At 72.8% G+C, this 22,932-nt stretch carries 28 protein-coding genes; 17 read left to right on the top strand and 11 right to left on the bottom strand.

Features of this window, described 5'->3' with window-relative positions:
• Positions 1 to 31 precede the first annotated feature (31 nt).
• Entirely contained in the window at positions 32 to 247 is a 216-nt protein-coding gene (locus tag ACIQZO_RS17450) for a hypothetical protein (protein ID WP_403626749.1), read from the bottom strand.
• A 203-nt stretch (positions 248 to 450) separates the two neighbouring features.
• Between ACIQZO_RS17450 and ACIQZO_RS17445 the strand changes: the two genes are divergently transcribed.
• The gene (locus tag ACIQZO_RS17445) at positions 451 to 762 is read left to right on the top strand and encodes a hypothetical protein (RefSeq protein ID WP_403626746.1); all 312 of its coding nucleotides are present in this window, start codon (positions 451 to 453) and stop codon (positions 760 to 762) included.
• 72 nt (positions 763 to 834) lie between these two features.
• On the opposite strand, the gene ACIQZO_RS17440 is transcribed toward ACIQZO_RS17445, so the two are convergent.
• The gene (locus ACIQZO_RS17440) at positions 835 to 1,557 is read right to left on the bottom strand and encodes a lysophospholipid acyltransferase family protein (protein WP_403626743.1); all 723 of its coding nucleotides are present in this window, start codon (positions 1,555 to 1,557) and stop codon (positions 835 to 837) included.
• Between the two features lie 237 nt (positions 1,558 to 1,794).
• Between ACIQZO_RS17440 and ACIQZO_RS17435 the strand changes: the two genes are divergently transcribed.
• From ACIQZO_RS17435 to ACIQZO_RS17415, 5 genes are all read left to right on the top strand, one after another.
• The gene (locus ACIQZO_RS17435; RefSeq protein ID WP_403627033.1) at positions 1,795 to 2,121 is read left to right on the top strand and encodes a thioredoxin family protein; all 327 of its coding nucleotides are present in this window, start codon (positions 1,795 to 1,797) and stop codon (positions 2,119 to 2,121) included.
• 279 nt (positions 2,122 to 2,400) lie between these two features.
• A complete protein-coding gene (locus ACIQZO_RS17430; RefSeq protein WP_403626740.1) occupies positions 2,401 to 2,976 on the top strand; it encodes a flavin reductase family protein in 576 nt (191 codons plus the stop codon).
• Positions 2,977 to 3,176: 200 nt separating this feature from the next.
• Complete coding sequence (locus tag ACIQZO_RS17425; protein WP_030012969.1) at positions 3,177 to 3,962, top strand: electron transfer flavoprotein subunit beta/FixA family protein; 786 nt, start codon at positions 3,177 to 3,179, stop codon at positions 3,960 to 3,962.
• Positions 3,963 to 4,020: 58 nt separating this feature from the next.
• Positions 4,021 to 4,983, top strand: a complete 963-nt coding sequence (locus ACIQZO_RS17420; RefSeq protein ID WP_403626737.1) for an electron transfer flavoprotein subunit alpha/FixB family protein — start codon at positions 4,021 to 4,023, stop codon at positions 4,981 to 4,983.
• A gap of 182 nt (positions 4,984 to 5,165) precedes the next feature.
• Positions 5,166 to 6,464: a DUF6986 family protein gene (locus tag ACIQZO_RS17415; protein WP_403626734.1), complete on the top strand. Its 1,299-nt coding sequence runs from the start codon at positions 5,166 to 5,168 to the stop codon at positions 6,462 to 6,464.
• An 86-nt stretch (positions 6,465 to 6,550) separates the two neighbouring features.
• Here the strand turns inward: ACIQZO_RS17415 and ACIQZO_RS17410 are convergent, their stop codons facing one another.
• Positions 6,551 to 7,537: a LacI family DNA-binding transcriptional regulator gene (locus ACIQZO_RS17410; RefSeq protein WP_403627030.1), complete on the bottom strand. Its 987-nt coding sequence runs from the start codon at positions 7,535 to 7,537 to the stop codon at positions 6,551 to 6,553.
• Between the two features lie 172 nt (positions 7,538 to 7,709).
• On the opposite strand from ACIQZO_RS17410, the gene ACIQZO_RS17405 reads away from it, so the two are divergent.
• Entirely contained in the window at positions 7,710 to 8,765 is a 1,056-nt protein-coding gene (locus ACIQZO_RS17405; RefSeq protein ID WP_403626732.1) for an NUDIX domain-containing protein, read from the top strand.
• 28 nt (positions 8,766 to 8,793) lie between these two features.
• Here ACIQZO_RS17405 and ACIQZO_RS17400 read toward each other — a convergent pair whose 3' ends face one another.
• A complete protein-coding gene (locus ACIQZO_RS17400) occupies positions 8,794 to 9,489 on the bottom strand; it encodes an MBL fold metallo-hydrolase (protein ID WP_403626729.1) in 696 nt (231 codons plus the stop codon).
• Positions 9,490 to 9,592: 103 nt separating this feature from the next.
• Entirely contained in the window at positions 9,593 to 10,957 is a 1,365-nt protein-coding gene (locus ACIQZO_RS17395; RefSeq protein WP_403626727.1) for a dipeptidase, read from the bottom strand.
• Positions 10,958 to 11,231: 274 nt separating this feature from the next.
• Here ACIQZO_RS17395 and ACIQZO_RS17390 point away from each other — a divergent pair, with 274 nt between their 5' ends.
• Positions 11,232 to 12,488, top strand: a complete 1,257-nt coding sequence (locus ACIQZO_RS17390) for a geranylgeranyl reductase family protein (protein ID WP_403627027.1) — start codon at positions 11,232 to 11,234, stop codon at positions 12,486 to 12,488.
• Between the two features lie 243 nt (positions 12,489 to 12,731).
• Complete coding sequence (locus tag ACIQZO_RS17385; RefSeq protein WP_403626724.1) at positions 12,732 to 13,241, top strand: hypothetical protein; 510 nt, start codon at positions 12,732 to 12,734, stop codon at positions 13,239 to 13,241.
• 62 nt (positions 13,242 to 13,303) lie between these two features.
• Here the strand turns inward: ACIQZO_RS17385 and ACIQZO_RS17380 are convergent, their stop codons facing one another.
• A complete protein-coding gene (locus tag ACIQZO_RS17380) occupies positions 13,304 to 13,762 on the bottom strand; it encodes a deazaflavin-dependent nitroreductase (protein ID WP_403626721.1) in 459 nt (152 codons plus the stop codon).
• 156 nt (positions 13,763 to 13,918) lie between these two features.
• Here ACIQZO_RS17380 and ACIQZO_RS17375 point away from each other — a divergent pair, with 156 nt between their 5' ends.
• Both ACIQZO_RS17375 and ACIQZO_RS17370 read left to right on the top strand, forming a co-directional pair.
• Complete coding sequence (locus ACIQZO_RS17375; protein WP_403626718.1) at positions 13,919 to 14,617, top strand: TetR/AcrR family transcriptional regulator; 699 nt, start codon at positions 13,919 to 13,921, stop codon at positions 14,615 to 14,617.
• Positions 14,618 to 14,787: 170 nt separating this feature from the next.
• Positions 14,788 to 15,732 (top strand): spherulation-specific family 4 protein, encoded by a 945-nt coding sequence (locus tag ACIQZO_RS17370; protein ID WP_403626715.1) that lies wholly within the window; start codon positions 14,788 to 14,790, stop codon positions 15,730 to 15,732.
• A 116-nt stretch (positions 15,733 to 15,848) separates the two neighbouring features.
• On the opposite strand, the gene ACIQZO_RS17365 is transcribed toward ACIQZO_RS17370, so the two are convergent.
• From ACIQZO_RS17365 to ACIQZO_RS17355, 3 genes are all read right to left on the bottom strand, one after another.
• Positions 15,849 to 16,346, bottom strand: a complete 498-nt coding sequence (locus tag ACIQZO_RS17365) for a hypothetical protein (protein ID WP_403626712.1) — start codon at positions 16,344 to 16,346, stop codon at positions 15,849 to 15,851.
• Positions 16,347 to 16,407: 61 nt separating this feature from the next.
• On the bottom strand, positions 16,408 to 16,659 hold the full coding sequence (locus tag ACIQZO_RS17360) for a DUF6332 family protein (protein WP_403626710.1): 252 nt from the start codon (positions 16,657 to 16,659) through the stop codon (positions 16,408 to 16,410).
• Between the two features lie 68 nt (positions 16,660 to 16,727).
• Positions 16,728 to 17,471 (bottom strand): maleylpyruvate isomerase family mycothiol-dependent enzyme, encoded by a 744-nt coding sequence (locus ACIQZO_RS17355; protein WP_403626707.1) that lies wholly within the window; start codon positions 17,469 to 17,471, stop codon positions 16,728 to 16,730.
• A gap of 39 nt (positions 17,472 to 17,510) precedes the next feature.
• On the opposite strand from ACIQZO_RS17355, the gene ACIQZO_RS17350 reads away from it, so the two are divergent.
• A complete protein-coding gene (locus tag ACIQZO_RS17350; protein ID WP_403626704.1) occupies positions 17,511 to 18,218 on the top strand; it encodes an alpha-ketoglutarate-dependent dioxygenase AlkB family protein in 708 nt (235 codons plus the stop codon).
• Between the two features lie 43 nt (positions 18,219 to 18,261).
• Positions 18,262 to 19,530, top strand: a complete 1,269-nt coding sequence (locus ACIQZO_RS17345) for an ROK family protein (protein WP_403626701.1) — start codon at positions 18,262 to 18,264, stop codon at positions 19,528 to 19,530.
• Positions 19,531 to 19,696: 166 nt separating this feature from the next.
• Here ACIQZO_RS17345 and ACIQZO_RS17340 read toward each other — a convergent pair whose 3' ends face one another.
• Positions 19,697 to 20,248 (bottom strand): ATP-binding protein, encoded by a 552-nt coding sequence (locus ACIQZO_RS17340; RefSeq protein WP_403626698.1) that lies wholly within the window; start codon positions 20,246 to 20,248, stop codon positions 19,697 to 19,699.
• Positions 20,249 to 20,447: 199 nt separating this feature from the next.
• Here ACIQZO_RS17340 and ACIQZO_RS17335 point away from each other — a divergent pair, with 199 nt between their 5' ends.
• The 3 genes from ACIQZO_RS17335 to ACIQZO_RS17325 all read left to right on the top strand — a co-directional run bounded on the left by ACIQZO_RS17335 (position 20,448) and on the right by ACIQZO_RS17325 (position 22,192).
• Entirely contained in the window at positions 20,448 to 21,602 is a 1,155-nt protein-coding gene (locus ACIQZO_RS17335) for a PLP-dependent cysteine synthase family protein (RefSeq protein WP_403626693.1), read from the top strand.
• 155 nt (positions 21,603 to 21,757) lie between these two features.
• Positions 21,758 to 21,946 (top strand): hypothetical protein, encoded by a 189-nt coding sequence (locus ACIQZO_RS17330; RefSeq protein WP_403626690.1) that lies wholly within the window; start codon positions 21,758 to 21,760, stop codon positions 21,944 to 21,946.
• Positions 21,947 to 21,949: 3 nt separating this feature from the next.
• The gene (locus ACIQZO_RS17325) at positions 21,950 to 22,192 is read left to right on the top strand and encodes a hypothetical protein (protein ID WP_403626688.1); all 243 of its coding nucleotides are present in this window, start codon (positions 21,950 to 21,952) and stop codon (positions 22,190 to 22,192) included.
• Positions 22,193 to 22,202: 10 nt separating this feature from the next.
• Here ACIQZO_RS17325 and ACIQZO_RS17320 read toward each other — a convergent pair whose 3' ends face one another.
• Complete coding sequence (locus ACIQZO_RS17320) at positions 22,203 to 22,691, bottom strand: SRPBCC family protein (RefSeq protein WP_403626685.1); 489 nt, start codon at positions 22,689 to 22,691, stop codon at positions 22,203 to 22,205.
• A 54-nt stretch (positions 22,692 to 22,745) separates the two neighbouring features.
• Here ACIQZO_RS17320 and ACIQZO_RS17315 point away from each other — a divergent pair, with 54 nt between their 5' ends.
• Positions 22,746 to 22,868, top strand: coding sequence for a hypothetical protein (locus tag ACIQZO_RS17315; RefSeq protein WP_403626682.1), 123 nt, complete (start codon positions 22,746 to 22,748; stop codon positions 22,866 to 22,868).
• The last annotated feature ends 64 nt before the right edge of the window (positions 22,869 to 22,932 follow it).

The following is a 22,932-nucleotide window of genomic DNA, read 5'->3' as shown; positions in this document are numbered from 1 at the left end:
CACACCCCGGCCACCGCGAACAGCGCCGCCGTCACGGCCGGGGACTGCCCAGCTCGTCCGCCAGCAGTACCGAGACGGTGATGAGCGAGCCGATGCCGACGAAGCCCAGGGTCGTGGCCGAGGTGACGGCCCGCACTTCGCGGACCCGCCACAGGGCCGCGAGCCCCGCGCCAGGCCCGGCCCGGGGCGCGCCCGGGGCCGCGCCCCCGTCCCCGTACGGGAGGGTCGCCGCCCACCGCCGCCGCAAGCGCCAGGAGGAACGGGAAAGGGAGGCGTCGGGCGAGTGGCGGCGCAGGGGACGGGTGACGCGGAACCCGGCGAGAACCCGAGCTCCTCACACGAGTTCTCCGATCCGTCAAGCCACGGGATTCAGCGACGTGACGTGATGCCCGGGGCGAGGCGTACTGGAGGGGAAGACCGATCCGGCTTCCCCGACCAAGGAGAACGGCCATGACCCTGCACCTTCGCACCCGACGTCTCGCCCTGCTCGTAGCCTCGACCGCCGTTGCGGCGGGAGGCGTGCTCGTGCCCACGACCGCCTTCGCCGCCACCCCGGCGGCGCCGCACGTCGTCGACGGGGGGCAGCCTTGGCAGTGCTTCGCGGCCCCTTGCGAGACCCCGGGAGGGCGTCATGATGGCAAGTGGGACCATCACGACAAAAAGAACCACCACGACAAGTGGAACGGTCACGACAAGTGGAACCACCATGACAAGAAGGACCACCGCGACAAGTGGGAATGGAGCGAAAACTGGAGCGACTGACGGCCCGGTTCGTCGACGTCGGCCTCCGGGACCCGTTGTGGTCCGGGAGGCCTGCGTCATGAGCGGACGGGGTCAGCCCGCCTCGCGGACCTCGGCCGCCGTCGGCGCGGTGCCGCCCAGGTGGGCCGGCAGCCACCACGAGTCGTCGGCGCCCTTCGGCTTGTCCGGGTAGGCGCGCTGCGCGGCGTCCAGCAGCTCCTGCACGCGCTCGCGCAGCCGGCGGGTGATGGCGCCGGCGTACTGGTCGGCCGGAGCCTCCACCGGCTCGCCCACGCGCATCGTCACCGGGATGTGGCTGCGCTTGAAATTCTTCGGACGCCCCTTGGTCCACAGCCGCTGGGTGCCCCACAGCGCCACCGGGATCAGCGGGACCCCGGCCTCCTGCGCCATGCGCGCGGCGCCCGACTTGAAGCTCTTGAGCGTGAAGGACTGGGAGATCGTCGCTTCCGGGAAGACGCCGATGATCTCGCCGGCCCGCAGCGAGTCCAGGGCGTGCTGGTAGGCCGCCTCACCCTGCTTGCGGTCGACGGGGATGTGCTTCATCGCGCGCATCAGCGGACCGGACACCTTGTGCCGGAACACCGACTCCTTCGCCATGAAGCGGACCAGGCGCTTCTGCGGCCGTGCCGTCAGGCCGGCGAAGATGAAGTCGAGGTATCCGATGTGGTTCGACACCAGGACCGCGCCGCCGTTGCGGGGGATGTTCTCGGTGCCCTTCATGTCGATACGGATGTCCAGCGCGCGGAAGAGTCCGTGCGCGGCGCCGATCACGGGAGGGTAGACGAGCTCAGCCATGGTGGGGAGACCCCGCTTTCTGCCTGGGGAGGTGCTCCCGGCCGGAAGTTACGGAAGCGTAGGTACGCGACCATGGGGATCGTGCCCCATACGCGGCGCCCTGGCCAGTCCAGAAGACCCTACCCGGGGAGATTCTCGTCACGCCGGGAATGTCGCGGGCGCTCGGGATGCTCGGTTCCACGGATGGGCGTACGAGGATGACGTACGCACACGAATACGGCGACGGGAGCGCGGGTGCTGGGGCAGGAAGAGGCGCGGAACCGGCTGGGCGCCGCCGAACTGGGCGCGGAGCCGGGGGCGAGGGCCAGCCTGGTGCAGTTCTCCAGCGCGTTCTGCCAGCCCTGCCGGGCCACGCGGCGGATCCTCGCCGAGGTCGCGGCGATGGTCGACGGGGTGGCGCACATCGAGATCGACGCCGAGGAGCGGCTCGACCTCGTTCGGGCCCTCGGGATCGAGAAGACCCCGACCGTGCTGGTCCTGGACGCGGCGGGCCGGATCGTGCGGCGGGCGGCCGGGATGCCGCGCAAGGTGGACGTGATCGCCGCCCTCGGTGCCGCCGTATGACGAGCGGCCCGGCCGGCGGGCGGACCGGCGGGGCGGTGCCGGGGGCGCCGGTGCGCGCACCCGCACACAGCGTGACGCGCCTGACATCTGCCCGATCCCGCTTGACTGTGTCCACGGGAGATCGCCACGCTGGCGGTATGCGGTATGAACTCCTGCTCTACGGACGGGTCCATGTGGACCTCGTCCGCCACGCGAGCGCGCGCTGTTGGGATCACTGAAAGCCCCGGCCCCCGATCCCCGACAGCGCCCGCGTGTCCCGCGGCAGAAGGCAGAACCCTGATGACTGCTCCGACAGTCCCGACGGCCCCCACGGCTCCGTCCCCCCGTTCCTCTCTTTCCCTCCTTTCCGGCTCCGCCCCGGGCCCCGGCGCGTCCCGCCCCGGCTCGCCCGACCTGCTGCGGTCGGTCTTCCGGCAGCACGCCGCCGGCGTCGCCGTGATCACCGCCCAGGACGGCGGGCACCCGGTGGGTTTCACCGCCACCTCGCTCAACTCCGTCTCCGCCGACCCTCCGCTGCTGTCCTTCACGATCGGCACCGGGGCTTCCACCTGGCCGGCGGTGCGCGACAGCGAGTACCTCGGCGTCCACATACTCGGCGAGCACCAACGGGAGCTCGCGGGCCTGTTCGCCCGGAGCGGAGCCGACCGCTTCGGCCCGCCGACCGGCTGGGCCGCGGGCCCGCACGGGGTGCCGGTGCTGGACGGCGTACTGGCGTGGCTGGTCTGCCGCGTGGTCGCACGTGTGCCCGCCGGCGAACATCGTGTGATCATCGCTGAGGCAGTCGTCGGGGATCCCGCCGGGGAAGGCCGCCCCCTGCTCTACCACCAGGGGCGCTTCAACGCCTTGCGTGACTGAATCGTCCCTGCTCGGCCGGGTCGGGCGGCGTTGGGCAGATCACAGTTCAGCAGCCTTGCGGCTTGGCGGGACCCACGATGTACTGACGAGTAACATTCCCTTCGGAGCGCGGGCCGCCCCGACCGGGATCCGCCCGACAAGGCGCCTATGCTGCCTGCACAAGGCGGTACCAGAAAAGACGATGCGGTAGGAGAGCCGGCGTGAGCCTGAGGATCGTTGTCTGTGTGAAGTACGTGCCCGACGCCACGGGCGACCGGCAGTTCACCGAGGACCTGACCGTCAACCGTGACGACGTCGACGGCCTGCTGTCGGAGCTCGACGAGTACGCCGTCGAGCAGGCGCTGCAGATCGCCGACGAGGCCGACGATGCCGAGATCACCGTCCTGACGGTGGGCCCCGAGGACGCCAAGGACGCGCTGCGCAAGGCGCTCTCGATGGGCGCCGACAAGGCCATCCACGTCGAGGACGACGACCTGCACGGCAGCGACGTCATGGGCACCTCGCTGGTGCTCGCCAAGGCCATCGAGAAGGCCGGCTACGACCTGGTCATCACGGGTATGGCGTCGACCGACGGCACCATGGGCGTGCTGCCGGCGATCCTGGCCGAGCGCCTGGGCGTCCCGCAGGTCACCCTGCTCTCCGAGGTCAAGGTCGAGGACGGCACCGTGACCGGCCGCCGTGACGGCGACACCGCGAGCGAGCAGCTGGAGGCCTCCCTCCCCGCGCTCGTCTCGGTGACGGACCAGTCGGGCGAGGCCCGCTACCCGTCCTTCAAGGGCATCATGGCCGCCAAGAAGAAGCCGGTGGAGTCCTGGGACCTGTCCGACCTGGACCTGGAGTCCGACGAGGTCGGCCTCGAGGGCTCCTGGACCGCGGTCGACTCCGCGGCGCAGCGCCCGGCCCGTACCGCCGGCACGATCGTCAAGGACGAGGGCGAGGGCGGCAAGCAGCTGGCCGAGTTCCTGGCCGGCCAGAAGTTCATCTGAGAACCTCGGCCACCCCTCTTAGCCCCCAGACACTTCGCAATCGCAGGAGAGCAGTCCCATGGCTGAAGTTCTCGTCTACGTCGACCACGTGGACGGCGCCGTCCGCAAGCCCACCCTCGAGCTGCTGACGCTGGCCCGCCGCATCGGCGAGCCCGTCGCCGTCGCCCTGGGCGCCGGTGCCGACGCCACCGCCGCCGTGCTCGCCGAGCACGGTGCGGTCAAGGTCCTCACCGCCGACGCCCCCGAGTTCACCGAGTACCTCGTCGTACCGAAGGTGGACGCGCTCCAGGCCGCCTATGAGGCCGTTTCCCCGGCCGCCGTGCTCGTCCCGTCCTCCGCCGAGGGCAAGGAGATCGCCGCGCGCCTGGCCGTCCGTATCGGTTCGGGCATCATCACCGACGCCACCGACCTGGAGGCGGGTGACGAGGGCCCGGTCGCGACCCAGTCCGCCTTCGCCGCGTCGTTCACCATCAAGTCCCGCGTCTCCAAGGGCACCCCGGTCATCACCGTGAAGCCGAACTCGGCCCCGGTCGAGGCCGCTCCGGCCGCCGGCGCCGTCGAGGCGCTCGCCGTCACCTTCGGCACCCTGGCCACCGGCACCAAGGTCACCGCTCGCACCCCGCGCGAGTCGACCGGCCGCCCCGAGCTGACCGAGGCCGCGATCGTGGTCTCCGGCGGCCGCGGCGTCAACGGTGCCGAGAACTTCGCCATCATCGAGGAGCTCGCGGACTCCCTCGGTGCGGCCGTCGGCGCCTCGCGCGCCGCCGTCGACGCCGGCTGGTACCCGCACACCAACCAGGTCGGCCAGACCGGCAAGTCGGTCTCCCCGCAGCTGTACATCGCCTCCGGTATCTCGGGCGCGATCCAGCACCGGGCCGGCATGCAGACCTCGAAGACCATCGTGGCCATCAACAAGGACGCCGAGGCCCCGATCTTCGACCTCGTCGACTACGGCGTGGTCGGCGACCTCTTCGCGGTCGTCCCGCAGCTGACCGGCGAGATCAAGGCGCGCAAGGGCTGACCGCCTGACCTGCGCTTCTCTTAGCAGCTTCGCTTCTCCGGGGCCGTGTGGTGATTCTCACCGCGCGGCCCCGAGTCGTTTGTCCAGGACGGCCGGGGGACCATTGACGGAGCGGAACCCCGTGATTAAATTCTGCTATGCGGATCTAAGCTTCCGTGAAGCGGAAAAGAGGAGAGTGCACGATGGGTCAGCAGGAGAAGGTGGCGACGAGCCTCGCAGGCGCGGTCAGCGAGGGCATCAGCGCCTCCCTCGCGCCGGTGGACGCCGAACTCGCGCGCCACTACCCGGGCGACCCCGGCACCCGGCAGCCCATCCACACCGTCTACGTACCCGGTGACGTCTTCGCCGCGGACACCATCCGCTCCTGGGGCGACCAGGCCCTCGCCGCCCTCGACGAGCACGCCCCGGACGCCGTCACCTTCGCCAAGGTGCTGGGCATCTCCGACGAGCTGGCCGTACCCGTCTACGACCGGGTACGCGCCAAGCTGGCGAGCGAGCCCATCGAGGACCTCCGCGTCGACTTCGAGGACGGCTTCGGCGTCCGCTCCGACGAGGAGGAGGACCAGGCCGCCGCCCGCGCCGCGCGTCTGGTCTCCGAGGCCTACTCCAACGGCACCAACGCCCCGTACATGGGCATCCGCATGAAGTGCATGGAGTCCAACGTCCGCGACCGCGGCATCCGCACCACGGACATCTTCCTGTCCGGCCTGCTCGCCCACGGCGGTCTGCCGGAGAACCTGCTCCTGACCCTCCCCAAGGTCACCTACGCCGAGCAGGTCTCCGCCTTCGTCAGGCTGCTGGAGGCCTTCGAGACCACCCGCGGCCTGCGCCCGGGCCGGATCGGCTTCGAGATCCAGATCGAGACCAGCCAGTCCATCCTGGCCTCCGACGGCACCGCCACGGTCGCCCGCATGATCGAGGCCTCCCAGGGCCGCGCCACCGGCCTGCACTACGGCACCTTCGACTACAGCGCCTGCGTCGGCGTGTCCGCGGCCTACCAGGCCAGCGACCACCCCGCCGCCGACCACGCCAAGGCGATCATGCAGGTCGCGGCCGCCGGTACCGGCGTACGTGTCTCCGACGGCTCGACCAACGTGCTGCCGATCGGCACCACCGAGAAGGTCCACGAAGGCTGGAAGCTCCACTACGGCCTGACCCGCCGCGCGCTGGCCCGCGCCTACTACCAGGGCTGGGACATGCACCCGGCGCACCTGCCGACCCGCTACGCCGCCGTCTTCACCTTCTACCGCGAGGGCCTGGAGACCGCCGCCGCGCGCCTGAAGGCGTACGTCGCCAAGATCGAGGGCGACGTGATGGACGAGCCCGCCACCGCCAAGGCCCTCGCCGGCTACCTGGTCCGCGGCCTCGACTGCGGCGCGGTGGGCACCGACGAGGTCACCGCCCTCACCGGCCTGACCCGCGCGGAACTGGACGCCTTCGCGATCCCGCGCCGCTCGGCGACCCTGACGGCCACCAACTGACCGGGCCGCCGCCGTCTGCGCGTCCGCCGGCGCAGGGTGCTGCCGTGCCCGCCCGCGGAGGCGAGCGGGCTCCCGCCGGGGGAGGGTCAGCCGACCGGAGGGAGTTCGCCCGAGCCGCGGGGGATCAGACGGGTCGGGAGCTCGATGCGGGCCGGGGTCAGGTCGGCTCCCGCCAGGCGCTGGAAGAGGCGGTCCGTGGCCACCCGGCCCAGGGCCGCCGGGTCCTGGGCGACCACCGTCACGCCGGGGCGGAGCAGGTCGGCCAGCTCGAAGTCGTCGAAGCCGACCAGCGCCACCGGCCGGTCGTGCGCCGCCAGGACCCGTACGACGGTGACCGTCACCCGGTTGTTCCCGGCGAACACGGCGGTCACCGGCTCCCGGCCCGTGAGCATCGCCCCGGCCGCCGCCGCGACCCGTCCGGGGGCCGTGGACCCGAGGGAGATCCAGGATTCGGCCACCGTCAGGCCCGCGTCCGCCATCGCCGCGCGGTAGCCGCGCAGCCGCTCCGCCACCGTGTGGATGCGCGGCTGATCGCCGATGAAAGCGATCCTGCGGTGGCCGCCCGCGATCAGGTGGGCCACCCCGTCCCGGGCGCCGCCGAAGCTGTCCGACAGGACGACGTCCGCCTCGATCCGGCCCGCCGGCCGGTCCACGAACACCGTGGACACTCCGGCCCGCATCTCCGGCTCCAGGTAGCGGTGGTCGTCCCCGGCCGGGATCACGATCAGCCCGTCCACCCGGCGCGCGCACAGCGCGAGCGCCAACTCCCGTTCCCGGTCCGGGTCCTCGGCGCTGGAGCCGTTGATGAGCAGCGCCCCGTGCGCGCGGGCCACCTCCTCCACCGCCCGGTTCAGCGGACCGTAGAAGGGATCGGCGAGATCCTCCAGGACCAGGCCCACGGTGGCGGTGCGGCCCTTGCGCAGCACGCGGGCGCTGTCGTTGCGGCGGAAACCGAGGGCCTCGATGGCCTCCTGGACCCGTCTCTCGGTCTCGGGGGTGACCCCGGGCTCGCCGTTGACCACGCGCGACACCGTCTTCAGACCGACGCCCGCCTGGGACGCCACGTCCTTCATGGTCGGCCGGTTGCCGTAGCGGGGCTCGAACGGGCGGCGGTTGTGGGGCACGGTGGCGAATCCTCCGGGGGCTCACGCGCGGGGCTGTGACCTTGAGGATATGCAATCGGTGGAAACCGAGGTTTTCGTGGCAGGGTGATGCGGGCAAGCCACTGGGGGCTCCGGACGAGCCATGGGGAGAGGGGTAGACGTGATTGTCTGGATCAACGGCACATTCAGCGCCGGCAAGACCAGCACGGCCCGCGAACTGACCGGAATCCTGCCGGACAGCACCCTGTTCGACCCGGAGATCGTCGGAGACGCGCTGCGCGTGCTGCTGCCGCCGAAACGGCTCGCCGAGGTGAGCGACTACCAGGACCTCCCGAGCTGGCGGCGGTTGGTGGTGGACACGGCCGCGGCGATGCTCGCCGAACTGGGCGGGGTGCTCGTCGTACCGATGACGCTGCTGCGCCAGGAGTACCGGGACGAGATCTTCGGCGGGCTGGCCGCGCGCCGGATCCCGGTCCGGCATGTGTTGCTGGCTCCTGCGGAAACGATTCTGCGGGAGCGGATCGCCACCCGGAAGGAGCCCGGGGAGCCCGCGGAGGTGGACCTCCGGGTCCGGCAGTGGGCGTACGACCACATCCCGGTGTACCAGCAGGCCCTCGGCTGGCTGACGGGCGACGCGCACGTCATCGACAACGGGGCGCTGACCCCGCGCGAGACCGCCGGGCGCATCGCCGCAGCCGTCCGCTCGGAGACGGCCCGCGTCTGCGACATCGTGCAGACCCCCGAGCCCACCCGCGAGACGGTCGCGGCCGGCGTCCTGCTCTTCGACGAGGAGGACCGGGTCCTGCTCGTGGATCCCACCTACAAGGCGGGCTGGGAGTTCCCGGGCGGCGTCGTCGAAGCGGGCGAGGCCCCCTCCTGCGCCGGCGTACGGGAGGTCGCGGAGGAACTGGGCGTCGTACTCGACCGGGCGCCCGGGCTGCTCGTGGTCGACTGGGAAGCGCCCCAGCCGCCCGGGTACGGCGGGCTGCGCCTGCTCTTCGACGGCGGCCACCTCTCGGCGCATGCCACGGCCCGACTCCGGCTGCCCGGCCCCGAACTGCGGGCCTGGCGCTTCGTCACGGAGACCGAGGCCGCCGACCTGCTCCCGCAGCACCGCTACGAACGCCTGCGCTGGGCCCTGCGGGCGAAGGAACGCGGGCGCCCGCTCTACCTGGAGGCGGGCACGCCGGTCGGCTGAGCCCGCCTCCCCTCAGGGGGCGTTCGCCTCACACGGGGGTTTCCGCCGCGGCCCCGGTCAGGGCCGCGGCGGTGTCCACCGTCAGGGGGTCTCCGTGGCCGAAGCAGGCGATCGAAGGGGCGAGCGCGGCCAGGCGATGGAAGGTCTCGATCGCCCGGGCGCGGTCCACGTTGAAGACGCCCAGCATCACCGGGCCGACGGCGGCGACGCAGTCCCCCGTGAACAGCACCCCGTGGCGCGGGAGGTGTATCCCGATGCTGCCGTCCGTGTGGCCGGGGGCGTGCACGACGTACGCCCCGTCCCCGAAGCCCAGCGCGTCCCCGTCCTCCACCTCGCGGTCGACCGGGGTGGGCGGGGCCTCGGGGACGGTCAGGCCGTGCGCGTACAGCGGAACCTCCCAGTCCAGCAGTACCGGTTCGGGAACGGGCAGCTCGCCCCGGATCACCGGTGCGTCCAGGCGGTGCGCCAGCACCTGCGCGCCCCAGCGGGCCGCGAGTTCACCCGCCGCGCCGACGTGGTCGCGGTGGCAGTGGGTGAGGACGATCCGCTCCAGCCGCTCGGGCGCCCGTCCGAGGGAACGTATCGCCTCCTCGATCCCTTCCGCCGACCCGGCATGGCCCGCGTCGATCAGGGTGAGGGCTTCACCGTCCTGCCAGAGGTAGGCCTGGCCGATGGGGAAGCGGAGCATGTGGAGCCGGTTCGGGAGTACCTCGACAAGATCCATGCGGCCAACGTACGCACGGCCGGCCCCCGTACGAGGGCGCGTTCACGGGAGCGCAGTACGCCCAGGGCGCACTGCGTCCCGGGCGTACTCGGTGCGGCCGGATTCAGGCGCGCTTGGACTCCGCGTAGTCGACGAGGAAGAGTGCCTCCGCGACCGACAGACGCTCCAGCTCCTCGGGCGAGACGCTCTCGTTGACCGCGTGGATCTGCGCCTCCGGCTCGCTCAGCCCGATCAGCAGCATCTCCGCGTCCGGGTAGAGGGACGTCAGCGTGTTGCACAGCGGGATCGACCCGCCCATGCCGCTGATCTGCATCTCCTGGCCGGGGTAGGCGGTCTCCAGGGCGGTGCGCATCGACGCGTACGCCGGGCTGTCGGTGTCCGCCTGGAACGGCTGGCCCTGCCCGACGACCTCCAGTTCGAGGCGCGCCTTCCACGGGGTGTGCGCCTCGAGGTGGGCCTGCAGCAGCTTGATGGCCTCGGCGGTGTCCACGCCCGGCGGCACCCGCAGGCTGATCAGCGCGCCGGCGCTCGCGTGCACCGACGGCGTCGCGCCGACCACCGGCGGGCAGTCGATGCCGAGCACCGTCACGGCCGGACGGGCCCACAGCCGGTCCGCGATCGTGCCCTCACCGATGAGGCCGACACCGTCCAGGACCCTCGCGTCGGCGCGGAAGTCCGCCTCCGGGTACTGGAGTCCGTCCCACACCGCGTCCGAGGCGAGTCCGTCCACGGTCGTCGAACCGTCCGCCGCGCGCAGCGAGTCGAGTACCCGGATCAGCGCGGCCAGCGCGTCGGGCGCGGCACCGCCGAACATGCCCGAGTGCAGGTTGCCGCCCAGGGTGTCGATCTTCACCTTGACCAGGCACATGCCGCGCAGGGTGGCCGTCACCGTCGGCATGCCGAGGCGGAAGTTGCCCGCGTCGCCGATGACGATGGTGTCGGCGGTCAGCAGCTCCGGGTGCGCCTCGGCGTACTGCTGGAGGCCGCCGGTGCCCTGCTCCTCGGAGCCCTCGACGATCACCTTCACGCTCACGGGGACGCCGCCGTTGGCCTTCAGCGCGCGCAGTGCCAGCAGGTGCATGATGAACCCGCCCTTGCAGTCGGCCGAGCCGCGCCCGTACCAGCGGCCGTCGCGTTCGGTCAGCTCGAAGGCGGGGGAGATCCAGGCGGCGTCGTCGAGCGGGGGCTGGACGTCGTAGTGCGCGTAGAGGAGAACGGTCGGCGCGCCCCCGGGGCCGGGCAGGAAGCCGTAGACCGACTGGGTGCCGTCGGGGGTGTCGAGCAGCGCCACGTCCTGGAAGCCCTCGACGCGCAGGGCGTCGGCCACCCAGTTCGCGGCGGCCTCGCTCTCGCTCTTGGGGAACTGCGCCCAGTCCGCCACCGACTGGAAGGCCACCAGCTCGGTCAGCTCCTGCTTGGCGCGGGGCATCAGCGAGGCGATGGTCTCGGCGATCGGATTCTGGGACATGGGCACGCTCCTTTTGGGTGCGACGTTGTTCTCCGTGTACGCCGCCCGCATCCGCGGGGTGTGCGTATGCCGGGTGGGGCGAAAGACAGTCTTGATCCTCGCACAGCGGGGCAGGGCGCTCTCGCGCCGTAGGATTTCCCCGGCATCGGAGCAACCGGGTGATCAGGAGCAGCAACACATCGTGAGCAGCGACGACGACGTACGCGACGCAGGTGCGGACACGGGTGCAGACGCGGGCGTGGAGGCAGGCGTGGACGCAGGCGCAGACGCAGGCGTGGGCACGGGCACGGAGCAGGGGGCGGGCAACGAGGCGGCCGGGGAGAGCGGCGAGGTGTGGGACGTGGTCGTGGTCGGAGCCGGACCCGCCGGGTCCTCGGCCGCGTACGCGGCGGCGAAGGTGGGGCGGCGCGTCCTGCTGCTGGAGAAGGCCGAACTGCCGCGCTACAAGACGTGCGGCGGCGGCATCATCGGCCCCTCGCGCGACGCCCTGCCCCCGGGCTTCGTACTGCCCCTCAAGGACCGCATCCACGCGGTCACCTTCTCGATGAACGGGAAGCTGACCCGCACCCGGCGCTCGAAGCACATGCTCTTCGGGCTCATCAACCGACCGGAGTTCGACGCCGGCCTGGTCGCGGAGGCGGAGAAGGCAGGCGCCACCGTCCGTACGGGCACGGCCGTGACCCGCGTCGAACAGCACGGGGCGGCCGTGCCCGACCGGCGCACCGTCGCCGTGGTCCTCGCGGACGGGGAGACCGTGCTGGCCCGCTCGGTGGTCGGCGCGGACGGCAGCGCGAGCCGGATCGGCGCGCACGTCGGCGTGGAGATGGACCAGGTGGACCTCGGCCTGGAGGCGGAGATCCCCGTCCCCGAGACGGTCGCCGAGGACTGGAAGGGGCGGGTGCTGATCGACTGGGGCCCGCTGCCCGGCAGTTACGGCTGGGTCTTCCCCAAGGGCGACACGCTCACCGTCGGGGTGATCTCGGCCAAGGGAGAGGGCGCCGCCACCAAGCGCTACCTGGACGACTTCATCGCCCGGCTCGGGCTCGCCGGCTTCGAACCGGCCGTCTCCTCCGGGCACCTGACCCGCTGCCGCAAGCCCGATTCGCCGCTCTCGCGCGGCCGGGTGCTGGTGGCGGGCGACGCGGCCGGACTGCTGGAGCCGTGGACCCGGGAGGGCATTTCCTTCGCCCTGCGCTCGGGTCGGCTGGCGGGGGAGTGGGCGGTGAAGGTCTCGGAGGCGCAGGACGCCGTGGACGCGCGCCGTCAGGCCCTCAACTACGCCTTCGCGGTGAAGGCCGGGCTGGGTGTGGAAATGGGGGTCGGCAAGCGGATGCTGACCGTGTTCGAGGCCCGGCCGCGGATGCTGCACGCGACGATCACCGGCTTCGGCCCGGCGTGGCGGGCGTTCGCCCGGATCACGCGGGGCTCGACGACGCTGGCCGACATGGTCCGGACGCACCCGCTGGCCCGCAGGGCGCTGCACATGATGGACGCCAGGCAGGCAGCGGCCCGCGATCGCGGCCAGAGCTAGGCCCGGCTCCCGGATCCTGCCGGGCCCGCGGCCGCCCGGCACCGCACCGCCCGGCACCGCACCTCGCCGCGTTGTCGGAGCACCCGAGTACGTCCGTCCGGTACACGGGAGCCCCTCCGCCGTGAGGTGCACGCCACCGGACAATGCGGGCCCGGCCGACAGGATCCGAAAGAGACGACCCGGCCGTTCGTGAGGCACGGGGGCGACGCGGATGCGACCGGCGGCGAGGGGACGGCAGGTGACGTGAAGACGACGGGTGGCGAGGGCGCGGCCGGCGGCGAGGGTACGACCCGTGGCGCGGGCCCGGGCGACGGCGCGGGCCCGGCCGGGGGGCCGGATTGGCGCAGTGGCTCGCGCCTCAACGAGGTGGACCGGCCGGAGGTCGTCCTCGCGGCCTTCGCGCGCGGCGAGCCGAAGGCCGGAGTGGCGGTGATCGCCCTCGTCCTCAACCATGGCGACCCCGAGGCCGTGCTGCCCGTGGTGGCGCGGGCGTTGGAGTCGGCTGACCGGGAGGTCCGCAGGCAGGGGGTCATCGCCCTGGCGCACGTCGCGCGGCTCCACCGCGCGGTGGACCGGCGCTGCCTGGAACTGCTGCGCGGCTGCCCCCGCGGCAACGAGGCCGACGACGACCTGTGGTGCTTCGTACCGCACCGGGAGCTGCCGCTCTGGCTGTGGCGGCACCACCTGGGCGAACGGCTCGGTGAACGACTGCGGTGGCTGCGACGGCTGAGGCCGCGGCGGCCGCTCGGCTGACCGGTGGGCCTCTCGGTCGTCGGCCGCCGGACAACCGGTCAGCCGGACTACCGGCCTACCGGTCAGCGGGACACTGTGATCCGGAAGACCGGGTGGTCGGCGGCGGCCGCTTGCAGGTCGGCGTCGGAGGACTTGGCGGTGACGCCCGCGAAGAACCGGTTGACCTCCCAGCCCCACTTCTCCAGGTAGGTGCGCAGGATCCGGGCCTTCTGCACCGGGTCGGTGATCTCGGTGACCGTGAACGCACGCACCTTGCGCCCCACGCGCAGCTCGCCGCCGCCGGCCACGCGCATGTTGCGCACCCACTGGGAGTGGCCGCGGGCCGAGACCAGGTACTGGGCGCCCTCGAACGTGTGCGGGTTCACCGGGATCCGCTGCATCTCCCGGGACGTGCGGCCGCGGACCGACAGCTCCGCGGTGCCCGCCAGGCTGATGCCGTAGCGGGCCAGTTTGCCGAAGAGCGCGTTGAAGCGGGTCGCGAACCGGCTGGCCTGGACGTAGTACGGAGTGGGCGCGTTCATGGTGACCTCCGGGGCGCCGTCTTCACTGGGAGAGCACTGCTCTCGCTTGAGATGAGTGTGCACGGAGCAGTGCACCAAAGCAAGAGCACTGCTCTTGAAATAGAGCGACAGTCCGTTTCCTGGGCAGTGCTCCGCTCCCGTGGCAGACTGGCCCGCATGAACACCGTGCGAGGGGCCAGGGAACGGGCCCGCATCGAGGTCACCGCCGCCATCAAGGACGAGGCGCGCCGCATGCTCGCCGCCGAGGGCGCCGCCAAACTCTCCCTGCGTGCCGTCGCCCGCGAGCTCGGCATGGTCTCCTCCGCCCTCTACCGCTATTTCCCGAGCCGGGACGAACTGCTCACCGCGCTCATCATCGACGCGTACGACAGCGTCGGCGCGGCCGCCGAAGAGGCCGACGCCCACGCCCGCGCCGCCGGGTCCGCGCCCCGCGCCCGCTGGACCACCGTCTGCGAGGCCGTCCGCGCCTGGGCCCTGGAGCACCCGCACGAGTACGCCCTCATCTATGGTTCCCCGGTTCCCGGCTACATCGCCCCCGTCGACACCGTGGGCCCGGCCTCCCGCGTCGGCAACGCCTTCATCGGCATCCTCCGCGCCGCCTACGAGGGCCCCGGCCTGGCCCTCCCGCCGCTGCCGCCCGCCCTGCGCGCCGAGGCCGACCGGATGACCGCCGACTTCGCCGAGGGCCTGCCCCCGGCCGTCACGGCGGCCCTGGTCGCGGCCTGGGCCCAGTTGGTCGGGCTGGTCTCCTGCGAGCTGTTCGGCCAGTTCAACCGGGTCGTCGAGGACCGCGCCGCCCTTTTCGCGCACGCCGCCGACCAACTGGCGCACGGGGTCGGGCTGACGACCGTATGACAACCTGACGGCGGCGCCGATCCACCCGAGGATCCGGAAGATTCACATGATGAGGCGATAGCTCGCTCTTCTGTTCCTCGCACGAATGCGGGCGGTTCAGCCTTGAACGATGGGCCGCCCGTCTAGTGTTCCTCGGGTCGCCCCCTCGCCGCCGCCGGAGGAAACGTTTCATGCCCCGCGCCGTGAAGGTCTTGTACGCCGCCCTGGCCACCGCCTTACTGGCCGCGTCGGCGCCGGCCATCATCGCCGCGGCCCGCGACGCGCCCCCGGCGGCCGCCCCGGAGCCCACTACGACCCCGACCTCCCGGCTGCCGGGCGTACGGGGCCTGGAGATCGCCGTCCCCGCCTACGTCTGGGCGAACGACCCCATGCTGACCGACCTCACCGCCACCGCTCCCGCCCCCTCGGTGGTCGTGCTGAACCCGGGGAACGGCGACTCCCCCTTCGATGGCCCCTGGCGGTCCCGCGCCGACGCGCTGCGCGCCCGCACCACCTCCACCGGCGAGAAGACCCGGGTGCTCGGCTACGTCCACACCGACCACGGCAACCGCGACATCGCCGCGGCCAAGGCCTCCGTCGACAACTACCTCAAGCCGGCCGACGACCGCCTCCATGTCGACGGCATCTTCTTCGACGTCGTCAGCCGCGACTGCGGCCCCGCCAACGCCACCCGCGACTACTACGCCGAGCTGCGCCGCTACGTCCAGCAGCTCATGGACGCCATCGACCCGACCGCCCCCGACCTGGTGGTCAACAACCCCGGCACCGCCATTGCCGACTGCTACCTCGAGCCGGGCCACCGCACCGCGGACATCTTCGTCACGTTCGAGGACACCTACGCCGCGTACGCCGGCACCGGCTGGCTGGGCGGCAATGTCTTCGACCACGACTCCGGCTACCGCGCGGGCACCGAACTCGACCCGAGCGGTACGGCGTTCTGGCACCTGGTGCACGACGTCCCCGACTCCGGCGCGATGCGCGCCACCCTGCGCACGGCCTTCGACCGCGGCGCGGGCTACGCGTACGCGACCAGCGCGGTCATGCCCAACCCCTGGAACGCGGGCCCGGCATGGAAGTACCGCACCCAGACGGCCTACGCGGCCACCCTCGGCTGAGCTCGCCCCCGGTCAGCCGAACTGCCCGGGCCGGTAGTCGCCCGCGGGCTGCTGGACCACCACGTTGACCTTGGTGTGCATGTCGATGCAGAAGCCGCACCCGTTGCTCCGGCGGGTCAGCGGTAGTCGTCGGGGTGGCCCTGCATCCAGGTGTTGATCCGGTCGCGGGTGCCGACCAGCAGGCTCTTGTGCTTCTCCAGGTTCGGCGTGCTCCGGTCCCCGCCGAGCTCCTGGTCGAGCTTTGCGATCAGGGCGATCGGCTCGGGGAAGTGGCCGGGGCCCTTCGGGTCGGCCTTCATCGCACGGTCCATGCTGTGGAGTTCGTCGTCGAGCCGGCCGAGGACGTACGCGCAGTTGCCCGGCGTACAGGAATCGTCCAGCGTCGCCTGGAGCCCCGCGAAGGCGTCCCGGACCAGCTCGGCCCCGGCGGCCGGGGGAGTCGGCGCACCGGTCGGCGAGGGCGCCGACGGGTTCGGATCCGACGGGCCCAGGGCTCCGCCGTCCGCCGGCGCGGTCGCGGCGGCCGGGGCCCGGTCCGCGTCGCAGGAGACGGCGAAACCCGCCAGTGCCACGGCGAGAACCGCCGTGCCGCGCACCGTGAAACCGAAGAACATCGCCCACCCCTGTGACTGTCGAGGGTCCGACCCTAACGGGCCCTCCTCGTCGTGTGCACGGTCAGCCGCCGTCGTTCTCCGGGCGGCGGGCGAACCCGAGCAGCACCTGGGTGATCCGGAGCAGGAACACCGCCGCCGCCAGGATCCCGCCCGCCACCGCCAGGATCCGGCGCGTCGACGGGGACAGGGAGAATGCGAGGACGGGTCCGTACACCGCGCCGAAGGCGAGGGCGGCGGCGAAGCACGCGCTGACGAAGGCGTAGCCGATCTCGATGGTGATCGCGTCCCGGTCCGCCTGCTTACGTCGCCCCATGCGTGCAGTCTCACAGCGTGCACTGCTCGTCACAAGGACCGTTCGCGCCGCACCCGCCCGGGCCCCGGTCAGATTCCCGCCATGTCCGTCCAGAGCCGCGCCAGCGCCAGGTCGCCCGTCACTCCCGGACCGGCCAGCGGCACCCGGTTCCACAGGGCCTCGTACAGCCAGGCCGCCTCACCGGTCAGCTCGCAGTCCGCCGGCTCGCCCGTGTCGCCCTGCACCGTACGGGCCGGCGCCGCCGACAGGTGGACGGTCCACACCGCGCCCGTGTCGGCGGCCCGCACCCGCACCACCTTCGGCTCGGGGGCCCGCACCCGGCTGCGCGGCCGGGCATGGAAGCCGGTCAGCAGCTCGTCCACCCCGTCCTCCGCGAACTCCGGATCCACCGCCGAGAACACCGCTCCGAGCGCGGACTCCGCGTCCATCCGGTGCACGGTGGTCTCGTGCGCCTGCCGCCGGGCCCAGAACGCCAGCGGCGAGGGCGGGGCCGTCGGAAGGAAGGTCCAGCACTGCACGTCGGCCGGGGCCTCGGTCAGGGTGCGCACCAGGTCCGCGTGGCCCTCCCGGAACCATTCCAGCAGCTCGCCGCCGACCAGTTCCGGCGCGTCCGGGATGCCCACCGGCTCCAGCCGCCGCTCCGCGACGTTCGCGGCCGCCCAGCGGTGCACCGCGCCCGTGTGCCGCAGCAGGTCGGTGACCCGCCACCCCGGACAGGTGGGAACCGCGGCGTCCGTACCGGCGCGCTCCGCGGTCCCGGCGAGCAGCTCGCCTTCGCGCGCGAGGGCCTTCAACTGTTCGGTGATCTCCATACCGTGAGTCTTATCAGCCCGCCCGCGACAATGGAGGGCATGGACGGGGAACTCTTCCCGCGCGAGCGGACCATGATCGCCCCCGGCGCCGTGCACGTGCCCGACTGGCTCGCTCCCGGGCGCCAGGGCGAGTTGCTGGCGGCCTGCCGCGCGTGGGCGCGACCGCCCGCCGGACTGCGCACCGTACGCACCCCGGGCGGTGGGGTGATGACGGCCCGCCAGGTGTGCCTCGGGCTGCACTGGTACCCGTACGGCTACGCACGCACAGCCGTCGACGGGGACGGGGAGCCGGTCAAGCCGATGCCGCCATGGCTCGCCGAGCTGGGGCGGGAGGCGGTGGCCGCCGCGTACGGGACCCCGCCGGAGCCAGGACCCGGGGCGGGCTACGACATCGCACCCGGGGTGGCCTATGACATCGCACCTGCGGCGGCCTATGACATCGCACTGATCAACTTCTACGACGGCGACTCCCGCATGGGCATGCACCGCGACGCCGAGGAGAGGTCCACCGCGCCGGTGGTCTCGCTCAGCCTGGGCGACACCTGCGTCTTCCGCTTCGGGAACACCGCCTCGCGCGGGCGCCCGTACCGGGACGTCGAGCTGCGCAGCGGGGACCTCTTCGTCTTCGGCGGGCCGAGCCGGTCGGCCTACCACGGGGTACCGAAGGTCCTGCCGGGCACGGGCCCGCGGGAGCTCGGGCTGACCGGGCGGCTGAACATCACACTCCGGGTCGGCGGCCTGGGCTGAGCGGCGGCGCCCGACATGCTCCGATCATGCGAGGATCGATGCCATGAACGGCAACGGGGCCCCGCCGCGGGTGGGGGATGTGACCACGCCGTCCGCGTCCGGTACGGCTGCGCGGACCAGACTGGAGCGGGGGCGCGGCGCGCTCGGGCCGGCGCTGGAGCTCGTCCATACCGGCCGCGCCCCGACCCGCGCCGTCCTGACGGCCGAGCTCGGGGTCACCCGCGCCACCGCCGGAGCGGTCGCCGCCGAGCTGGAGGCGCTCGGGCTGATCCGCGTGGACTCCCGCCCCGGCGGCGCCGGAGGGACCGGCGGCGCCCAGGGGCGGCCCTCGCACCGGCTCTCGGTGGCCGAGGGCGGCCCGGTGGCGCTGGCCGCCCAGGTGCACTCGGACGGCTTCCGCGCCGCCCTGGTCGGCCTCGGCGGCCGGATCGTGGCCACCGCCCCCGGCAAGGTCACCGTCTCCGCCGACCCGGCCCAGGTGCTCGGCGCGGTGGTGGAGGCGGGCGCGGAGCTGCTCCGGCAGAGCGGCCGCCGCTGCGTGGGCGCCGGGCTCGCGGTCCCCTCGGCGGTCGCGGAGCCGGACGGTACGGCGCTGAACCCGCTGCACCTGGCCTGGCCCGCCGGCTCTCCCGTACGGGCCATCTTCGCGGAGTGCGTGAAGGCGGCCGGGATCGACGGCCCGGCCCTCACCGGCAACGACGTCAACCTGGCGGCCCTGGCCGAGCACCGGCACGGCGCGGGGCGCAGCGCCCAGCACCTGCTGTGCGTGGCCACCGGGCACCGCGGGGTCGGCGGGGCGCTGGTACTGGACGGCCGCCTGCACAGCGGGAGTTCGGGCCTGGCCCTGGAGGTCGGCCACCTCACCGTGAACCCCGAGGGGCGGGCCTGTTACTGCGGCAGCCGCGGTTGCCTGGACGTGGAGGCGGACCCGCTGGCCTTCCTCACCGCGGCGGGCCGCAGCCCCGGCCCCGAGGTGTCGCTGCTCCAGCAGGCCCGTGACCTGCTGCGCGACGAGCCCGCGGAACCGGCGGTACGGGCGGCCACGCAGGAGCTGATCGACCGGCTCGGCCTCGGCCTCGCGGGCCTGGTGAACATCCTCAACCCGGACCGGATCATCCTGGGCGGGCTGCACCGGGAGCTGCTGTACGCCGACCCGGAACGGCTGCGCGCGGTGGTCGCGGACCGGAGCCTGTGGGGGCGCAGTGGCGGGGTGCCCATCCTGCCCTGCACCCTCGACCACAACAGCCTGGTCGGCGCGGCGGAGCTGGCGTGGCAGCCGGTACTCGACGACCCGCTGGGCGCCCTGGCCTAGGCCGGCTCTTTCGGCTCTTGCCGGGCCTGCGCTGCCCGGCAAGATCCGATAGAAACGACCCGGGCCGTCCCTTTCGCATCTCGCCGGGACCGCCCGCCCCGTGCCGCGTCGGCGGGCGGCCGGTCACTTGGGCGCGCCGGGCGTGCTGGGTCGGACCGGCGGCCGGTCACCCGGGCCGGGCGCCGACCGGCGCGGCCACCGGCAGGCCCGCTGCCGTCGCCGGACCCGGGTCGACGGCCAGCAGCACCGCGCGCGCGGGTTCCCGTACGGGCGCGGTCCTGATCGGGACCGGACGGGCCGGCCGCGCCGCGCCCTGGGTCGCCGTGAGCGAGAACCACACCGCCTTGCCGGGCCCGTCGGGCCGCAGGTGCGTCCCCCAGGCCTCACTGAGCGCCTCCACGAGGGCGAGCCCGCGCCCGCAGGTCTCCAGCGCCTCCGCCGGCGTCTCGTGGACGACCGGCAGCCGTGGATCGCTGTCGATGACCGAGACCGTCAGTCGCCCGAGGCGCAGTTCGATCTCCACGATGCAGGTCTTGTCCGGCTGTGCGTGGCGGTGGACGTTGCTGAGCAGTTCCGTCACACCGAGCGCGGCCCGGTCGATGAGCGGGTCGAGCTCCCAGTGGCGCAGTTGTGCAGAAACGATTCTGCGGATTTGGCCGATCCGCGACGGCAAGGCCTGCAGTTCGACGACGCAGTGCCTGCGGGAATGAGTGATCACGGCTGCGACTCCCCGACATGAGTGTTACGGGTGCTGCACCCTCGGTAATGCTCCACCAGGGTCACCCACGGTGCCGCGCAGTGCAACCGAACGCGACCGAAAGGGATTCGCATGGATCCCCAAAGCGAACGTTTGTGCAGGTGGGAGAGGTACATTGCGAAGAAGGGGGGCGAAGTTCACCCACGAAGGAGCGCGGCACATGAGCACCACCGGCACCACCAGAGCCACCGGTACCACCGGTACGACTGCCACGACCATCGACGTCGATCGCAGCGACGCCGACTACCGCGCCTGGCTGAAGGAGGCCGTCCGCAAGGTCCAGGCCGATGCCAACCGCTCCGCCGACACCCACCTGCTGCGCTTCCCGCTCCCCGAGGAATGGGGCATCGACCTCTACCTCAAGGACGAGTCCACCCACCCGACGGGCTCCCTCAAGCACCGCCTCGCGCGCTCCCTCTTCCTGTACGCGCTCTGCAACGGCTGGATCCGCCCCGGCCGCCCGGTCATCGAGGCCTCCTCCGGCTCCACCGCCGTCTCCGAGGCGTACTTCGCCAAGCTGATCGGCGTCCCCTTCGTCGCCGTCATGCCGCGCACGACCAGCCCGGAGAAGTGCCGCCTCATCGAATTCCACGGCGGTGAATGCCACTTCGTGGACGACTCGATGAAGATGTACGAGGAGTCCGCCGAGCTCGCCGCCCGGACGGGCGGGCACTACATGGACCAGTTCACCTACGCGGAGCGCGCCACCGACTGGCGCGGCAACAACAACATCGCCGAGTCGATGTACCAGCAGCTGCGCCTGGAGCGGTACCCCGAGCCCGCCTGGATCGTGGCGACCGCAGGCACCGGCGGCACCTCGGCGACCATCGCGCGCTACGTGCACTACATGCAGCACGACACCCGCATCTGCGTACCGGACCCGGAGAACTCCTGCTTCTTCGACGGCTGGACCAACAACGACCCGGACGCGAGCAGCGACTGCGGCTCCCGCATCGAGGGCATCGGCCGGCCGCGGATGGAGCCGAGCTTCGTGCCCGGGGCCATCGACCGGATGATGAAGGTCCCGGACGCGGCGAGCGTCGCCGCCTGTCGCGCCCTGGAAACGGCCATAGGGCGCAAGGCGGGCGGCTCGACCGGCACCGGCCTGTGGAGCGCGCTGAAGATCATCTCGGAGATGGTGGCGGAGGGCCGCACGGGCAGCGTCGTCACCCTGCTGTGCGACCCGGGCGACCGCTACCTGGACAAGTACTACTCCGACGAGTGGCTGGCGGCGCAGCGGCTCGACATCGCCCCGTACACCAGGACCATCGACACGCTGCTGACGACCGGGGTCTGGCGCGAGCCCACCGCCTGACGCACCGCGGGGGCGACCGGCCCCCGGTCGAGGATCGCGCCGAGAGCCGGGCCGAAGCTCGCGCCGAGACGCAGGCCGAGAGCGGGGCCGGGATGTGGGCCGAGTCCCGGGTCGACAGCCGGTCCGAGTCTCGGGCCGAGCCCGGGGCGTCCCACTTGGAGTGTCCGAGCCGCCACCGCCGCGACGAGGTCCGCGCCCTGCCCGCCGCTGGGGGAAAGCGGTTCGCCGGTGAGGACGGGGGCAACCAGGCCCAGTGGCCGGCCGGGAGCTGGGGCGGCAGCGCCCTCCCCGCAGCGGACGGGTCCGGGGCCGAACTCCTCTTCCTGGGCTGGATCTCGGCATGAGCCGTGCTCGGGGCGATCCTGCTGATCGTCGCGGGCGCAGGGAACCGGCGGGCCTTCCCGGCGCGGATCGCGGCCGGAAGGGGCACGGCCGAGGACGTCTGGTCCCGGGGGTGTTGCTGCGCCCACTGCGCGGTGGTCCACTTCTGCGGCGGGCCGGCGATGACCCTCCAGGGGTTCCGCACGGCCGTCAGGAGTGCGGGCGGCTACGGAGAACTCGCCGCGGTGCACCGCGTGTCCGGCCGATGACCGCCCCCGGCTACTGATCCGCTCCGCGCCGGGCGGTGAGCCGCCGGTCCAGGGCCCGGACCGCCGTGCGGAAGGAGTGGCCCAGGCCCGGGCGGGCGGCGGCCAGGCCGAGGCGGAACGCGGTCGGCCCGTCCGCGGCGAAGGTCCAGCGGACGTGCGTTCCGCAACGGTTCGGGGTCAGCCGCCACTCCTCCAACAGGGCCCGCACCCCGGGCGCGTTGGTGGTGTCGACCCGGTAGGCGTACCGCTGCTCCGGTTCGGCGGCCATGATGGTCTCCTCGAAGCGCACGCCGCCCCGCAGCCTGATCTCGCGGCCCGCGCCCCCGCGCGTGGGGCGGGCCAGGGTCACGGCAGCGAACCAGGCGGGCCAGCCCGCCACCTCCTCGGCGAGCGCCTGGTACACGGCCTCGGGCGGCGCCGAGGCCTCGGCGGCGAAGACCAGCCGGACCGGCGCATCGTCGATGAAGTCCAGCCCCACCGGACGGAGTCGGCGAGCCATGGCGGTACCCCCTGGGTGAGGTGCGGAAGCGTGCGCGCGCCACCATAGCCCCGGGTGAGCGAGAAGTCCGCAGAGATCACCCTCCGGATCTCCGCCGGGCCCCGCCTGTCCTCCCGGCCGATCCTCGCCGCTCCTGACAGCGTCCCGCCGGTCCTGACAGCGTCCCGCCGGTCCTGACCGGCTCCCGCCCGCCTGGCCGCGCACTGCCGGTTGTGACCGATCCGGTGCGATTGCTGCCGCT

The sequence above is a fragment of the Streptomyces sp. NPDC097617 genome (genome assembly GCF_044761485.1).
Taxonomy (GTDB): domain Bacteria; phylum Actinomycetota; class Actinomycetes; order Streptomycetales; family Streptomycetaceae; genus Streptomyces.
This window is presented reverse-complemented; position numbering and strand designations above follow the sequence as displayed.

Bases quoted from the DNA above. Each gene is read 5' to 3' on its own strand.
- ACIQZO_RS17445 (WP_403626746.1), top strand. From the start codon at position 451: ATGACCCTGCACCTTCGCACCCGACGTCTCGCCCTGCTCGTAGCCTCG.
- ACIQZO_RS17440 (WP_403626743.1), bottom strand. From the start codon at position 1,557: ATGGCTGAGCTCGTCTACCCTCCCGTGATCGGCGCCGCGCACGGACTC.
- ACIQZO_RS17430 (WP_403626740.1), top strand. From the start codon at position 2,401: ATGACTGCTCCGACAGTCCCGACGGCCCCCACGGCTCCGTCCCCCCGT.
- ACIQZO_RS17420 (WP_403626737.1), top strand. From the start codon at position 4,021: ATGGCTGAAGTTCTCGTCTACGTCGACCACGTGGACGGCGCCGTCCGC.
- ACIQZO_RS17415 (WP_403626734.1), top strand. From the start codon at position 5,166: ATGGGTCAGCAGGAGAAGGTGGCGACGAGCCTCGCAGGCGCGGTCAGC.
- ACIQZO_RS17410 (WP_403627030.1), bottom strand. From the start codon at position 7,537: ATGAAGGACGTGGCGTCCCAGGCGGGCGTCGGTCTGAAGACGGTGTCG.
- ACIQZO_RS17405 (WP_403626732.1), top strand. From the start codon at position 7,710: ATGGGGAGAGGGGTAGACGTGATTGTCTGGATCAACGGCACATTCAGC.
- ACIQZO_RS17400 (WP_403626729.1), bottom strand. From the start codon at position 9,489: ATGGATCTTGTCGAGGTACTCCCGAACCGGCTCCACATGCTCCGCTTC.
- ACIQZO_RS17395 (WP_403626727.1), bottom strand. From the start codon at position 10,957: ATGTCCCAGAATCCGATCGCCGAGACCATCGCCTCGCTGATGCCCCGC.
- ACIQZO_RS17380 (WP_403626721.1), bottom strand. From the start codon at position 13,762: ATGAACGCGCCCACTCCGTACTACGTCCAGGCCAGCCGGTTCGCGACC.
- ACIQZO_RS17375 (WP_403626718.1), top strand. From the start codon at position 13,919: ATGAACACCGTGCGAGGGGCCAGGGAACGGGCCCGCATCGAGGTCACC.
- ACIQZO_RS17370 (WP_403626715.1), top strand. From the start codon at position 14,788: ATGCCCCGCGCCGTGAAGGTCTTGTACGCCGCCCTGGCCACCGCCTTA.
- ACIQZO_RS17365 (WP_403626712.1), bottom strand. From the start codon at position 16,346: ATGTTCTTCGGTTTCACGGTGCGCGGCACGGCGGTTCTCGCCGTGGCA.
- ACIQZO_RS17360 (WP_403626710.1), bottom strand. From the start codon at position 16,659: ATGGGGCGACGTAAGCAGGCGGACCGGGACGCGATCACCATCGAGATC.
- ACIQZO_RS17355 (WP_403626707.1), bottom strand. From the start codon at position 17,471: ATGGAGATCACCGAACAGTTGAAGGCCCTCGCGCGCGAAGGCGAGCTG.
- ACIQZO_RS17350 (WP_403626704.1), top strand. From the start codon at position 17,511: ATGGACGGGGAACTCTTCCCGCGCGAGCGGACCATGATCGCCCCCGGC.
- ACIQZO_RS17345 (WP_403626701.1), top strand. From the start codon at position 18,262: ATGAACGGCAACGGGGCCCCGCCGCGGGTGGGGGATGTGACCACGCCG.
- ACIQZO_RS17335 (WP_403626693.1), top strand. From the start codon at position 20,448: ATGAGCACCACCGGCACCACCAGAGCCACCGGTACCACCGGTACGACT.
- ACIQZO_RS17320 (WP_403626685.1), bottom strand. From the start codon at position 22,691: ATGGCTCGCCGACTCCGTCCGGTGGGGCTGGACTTCATCGACGATGCG.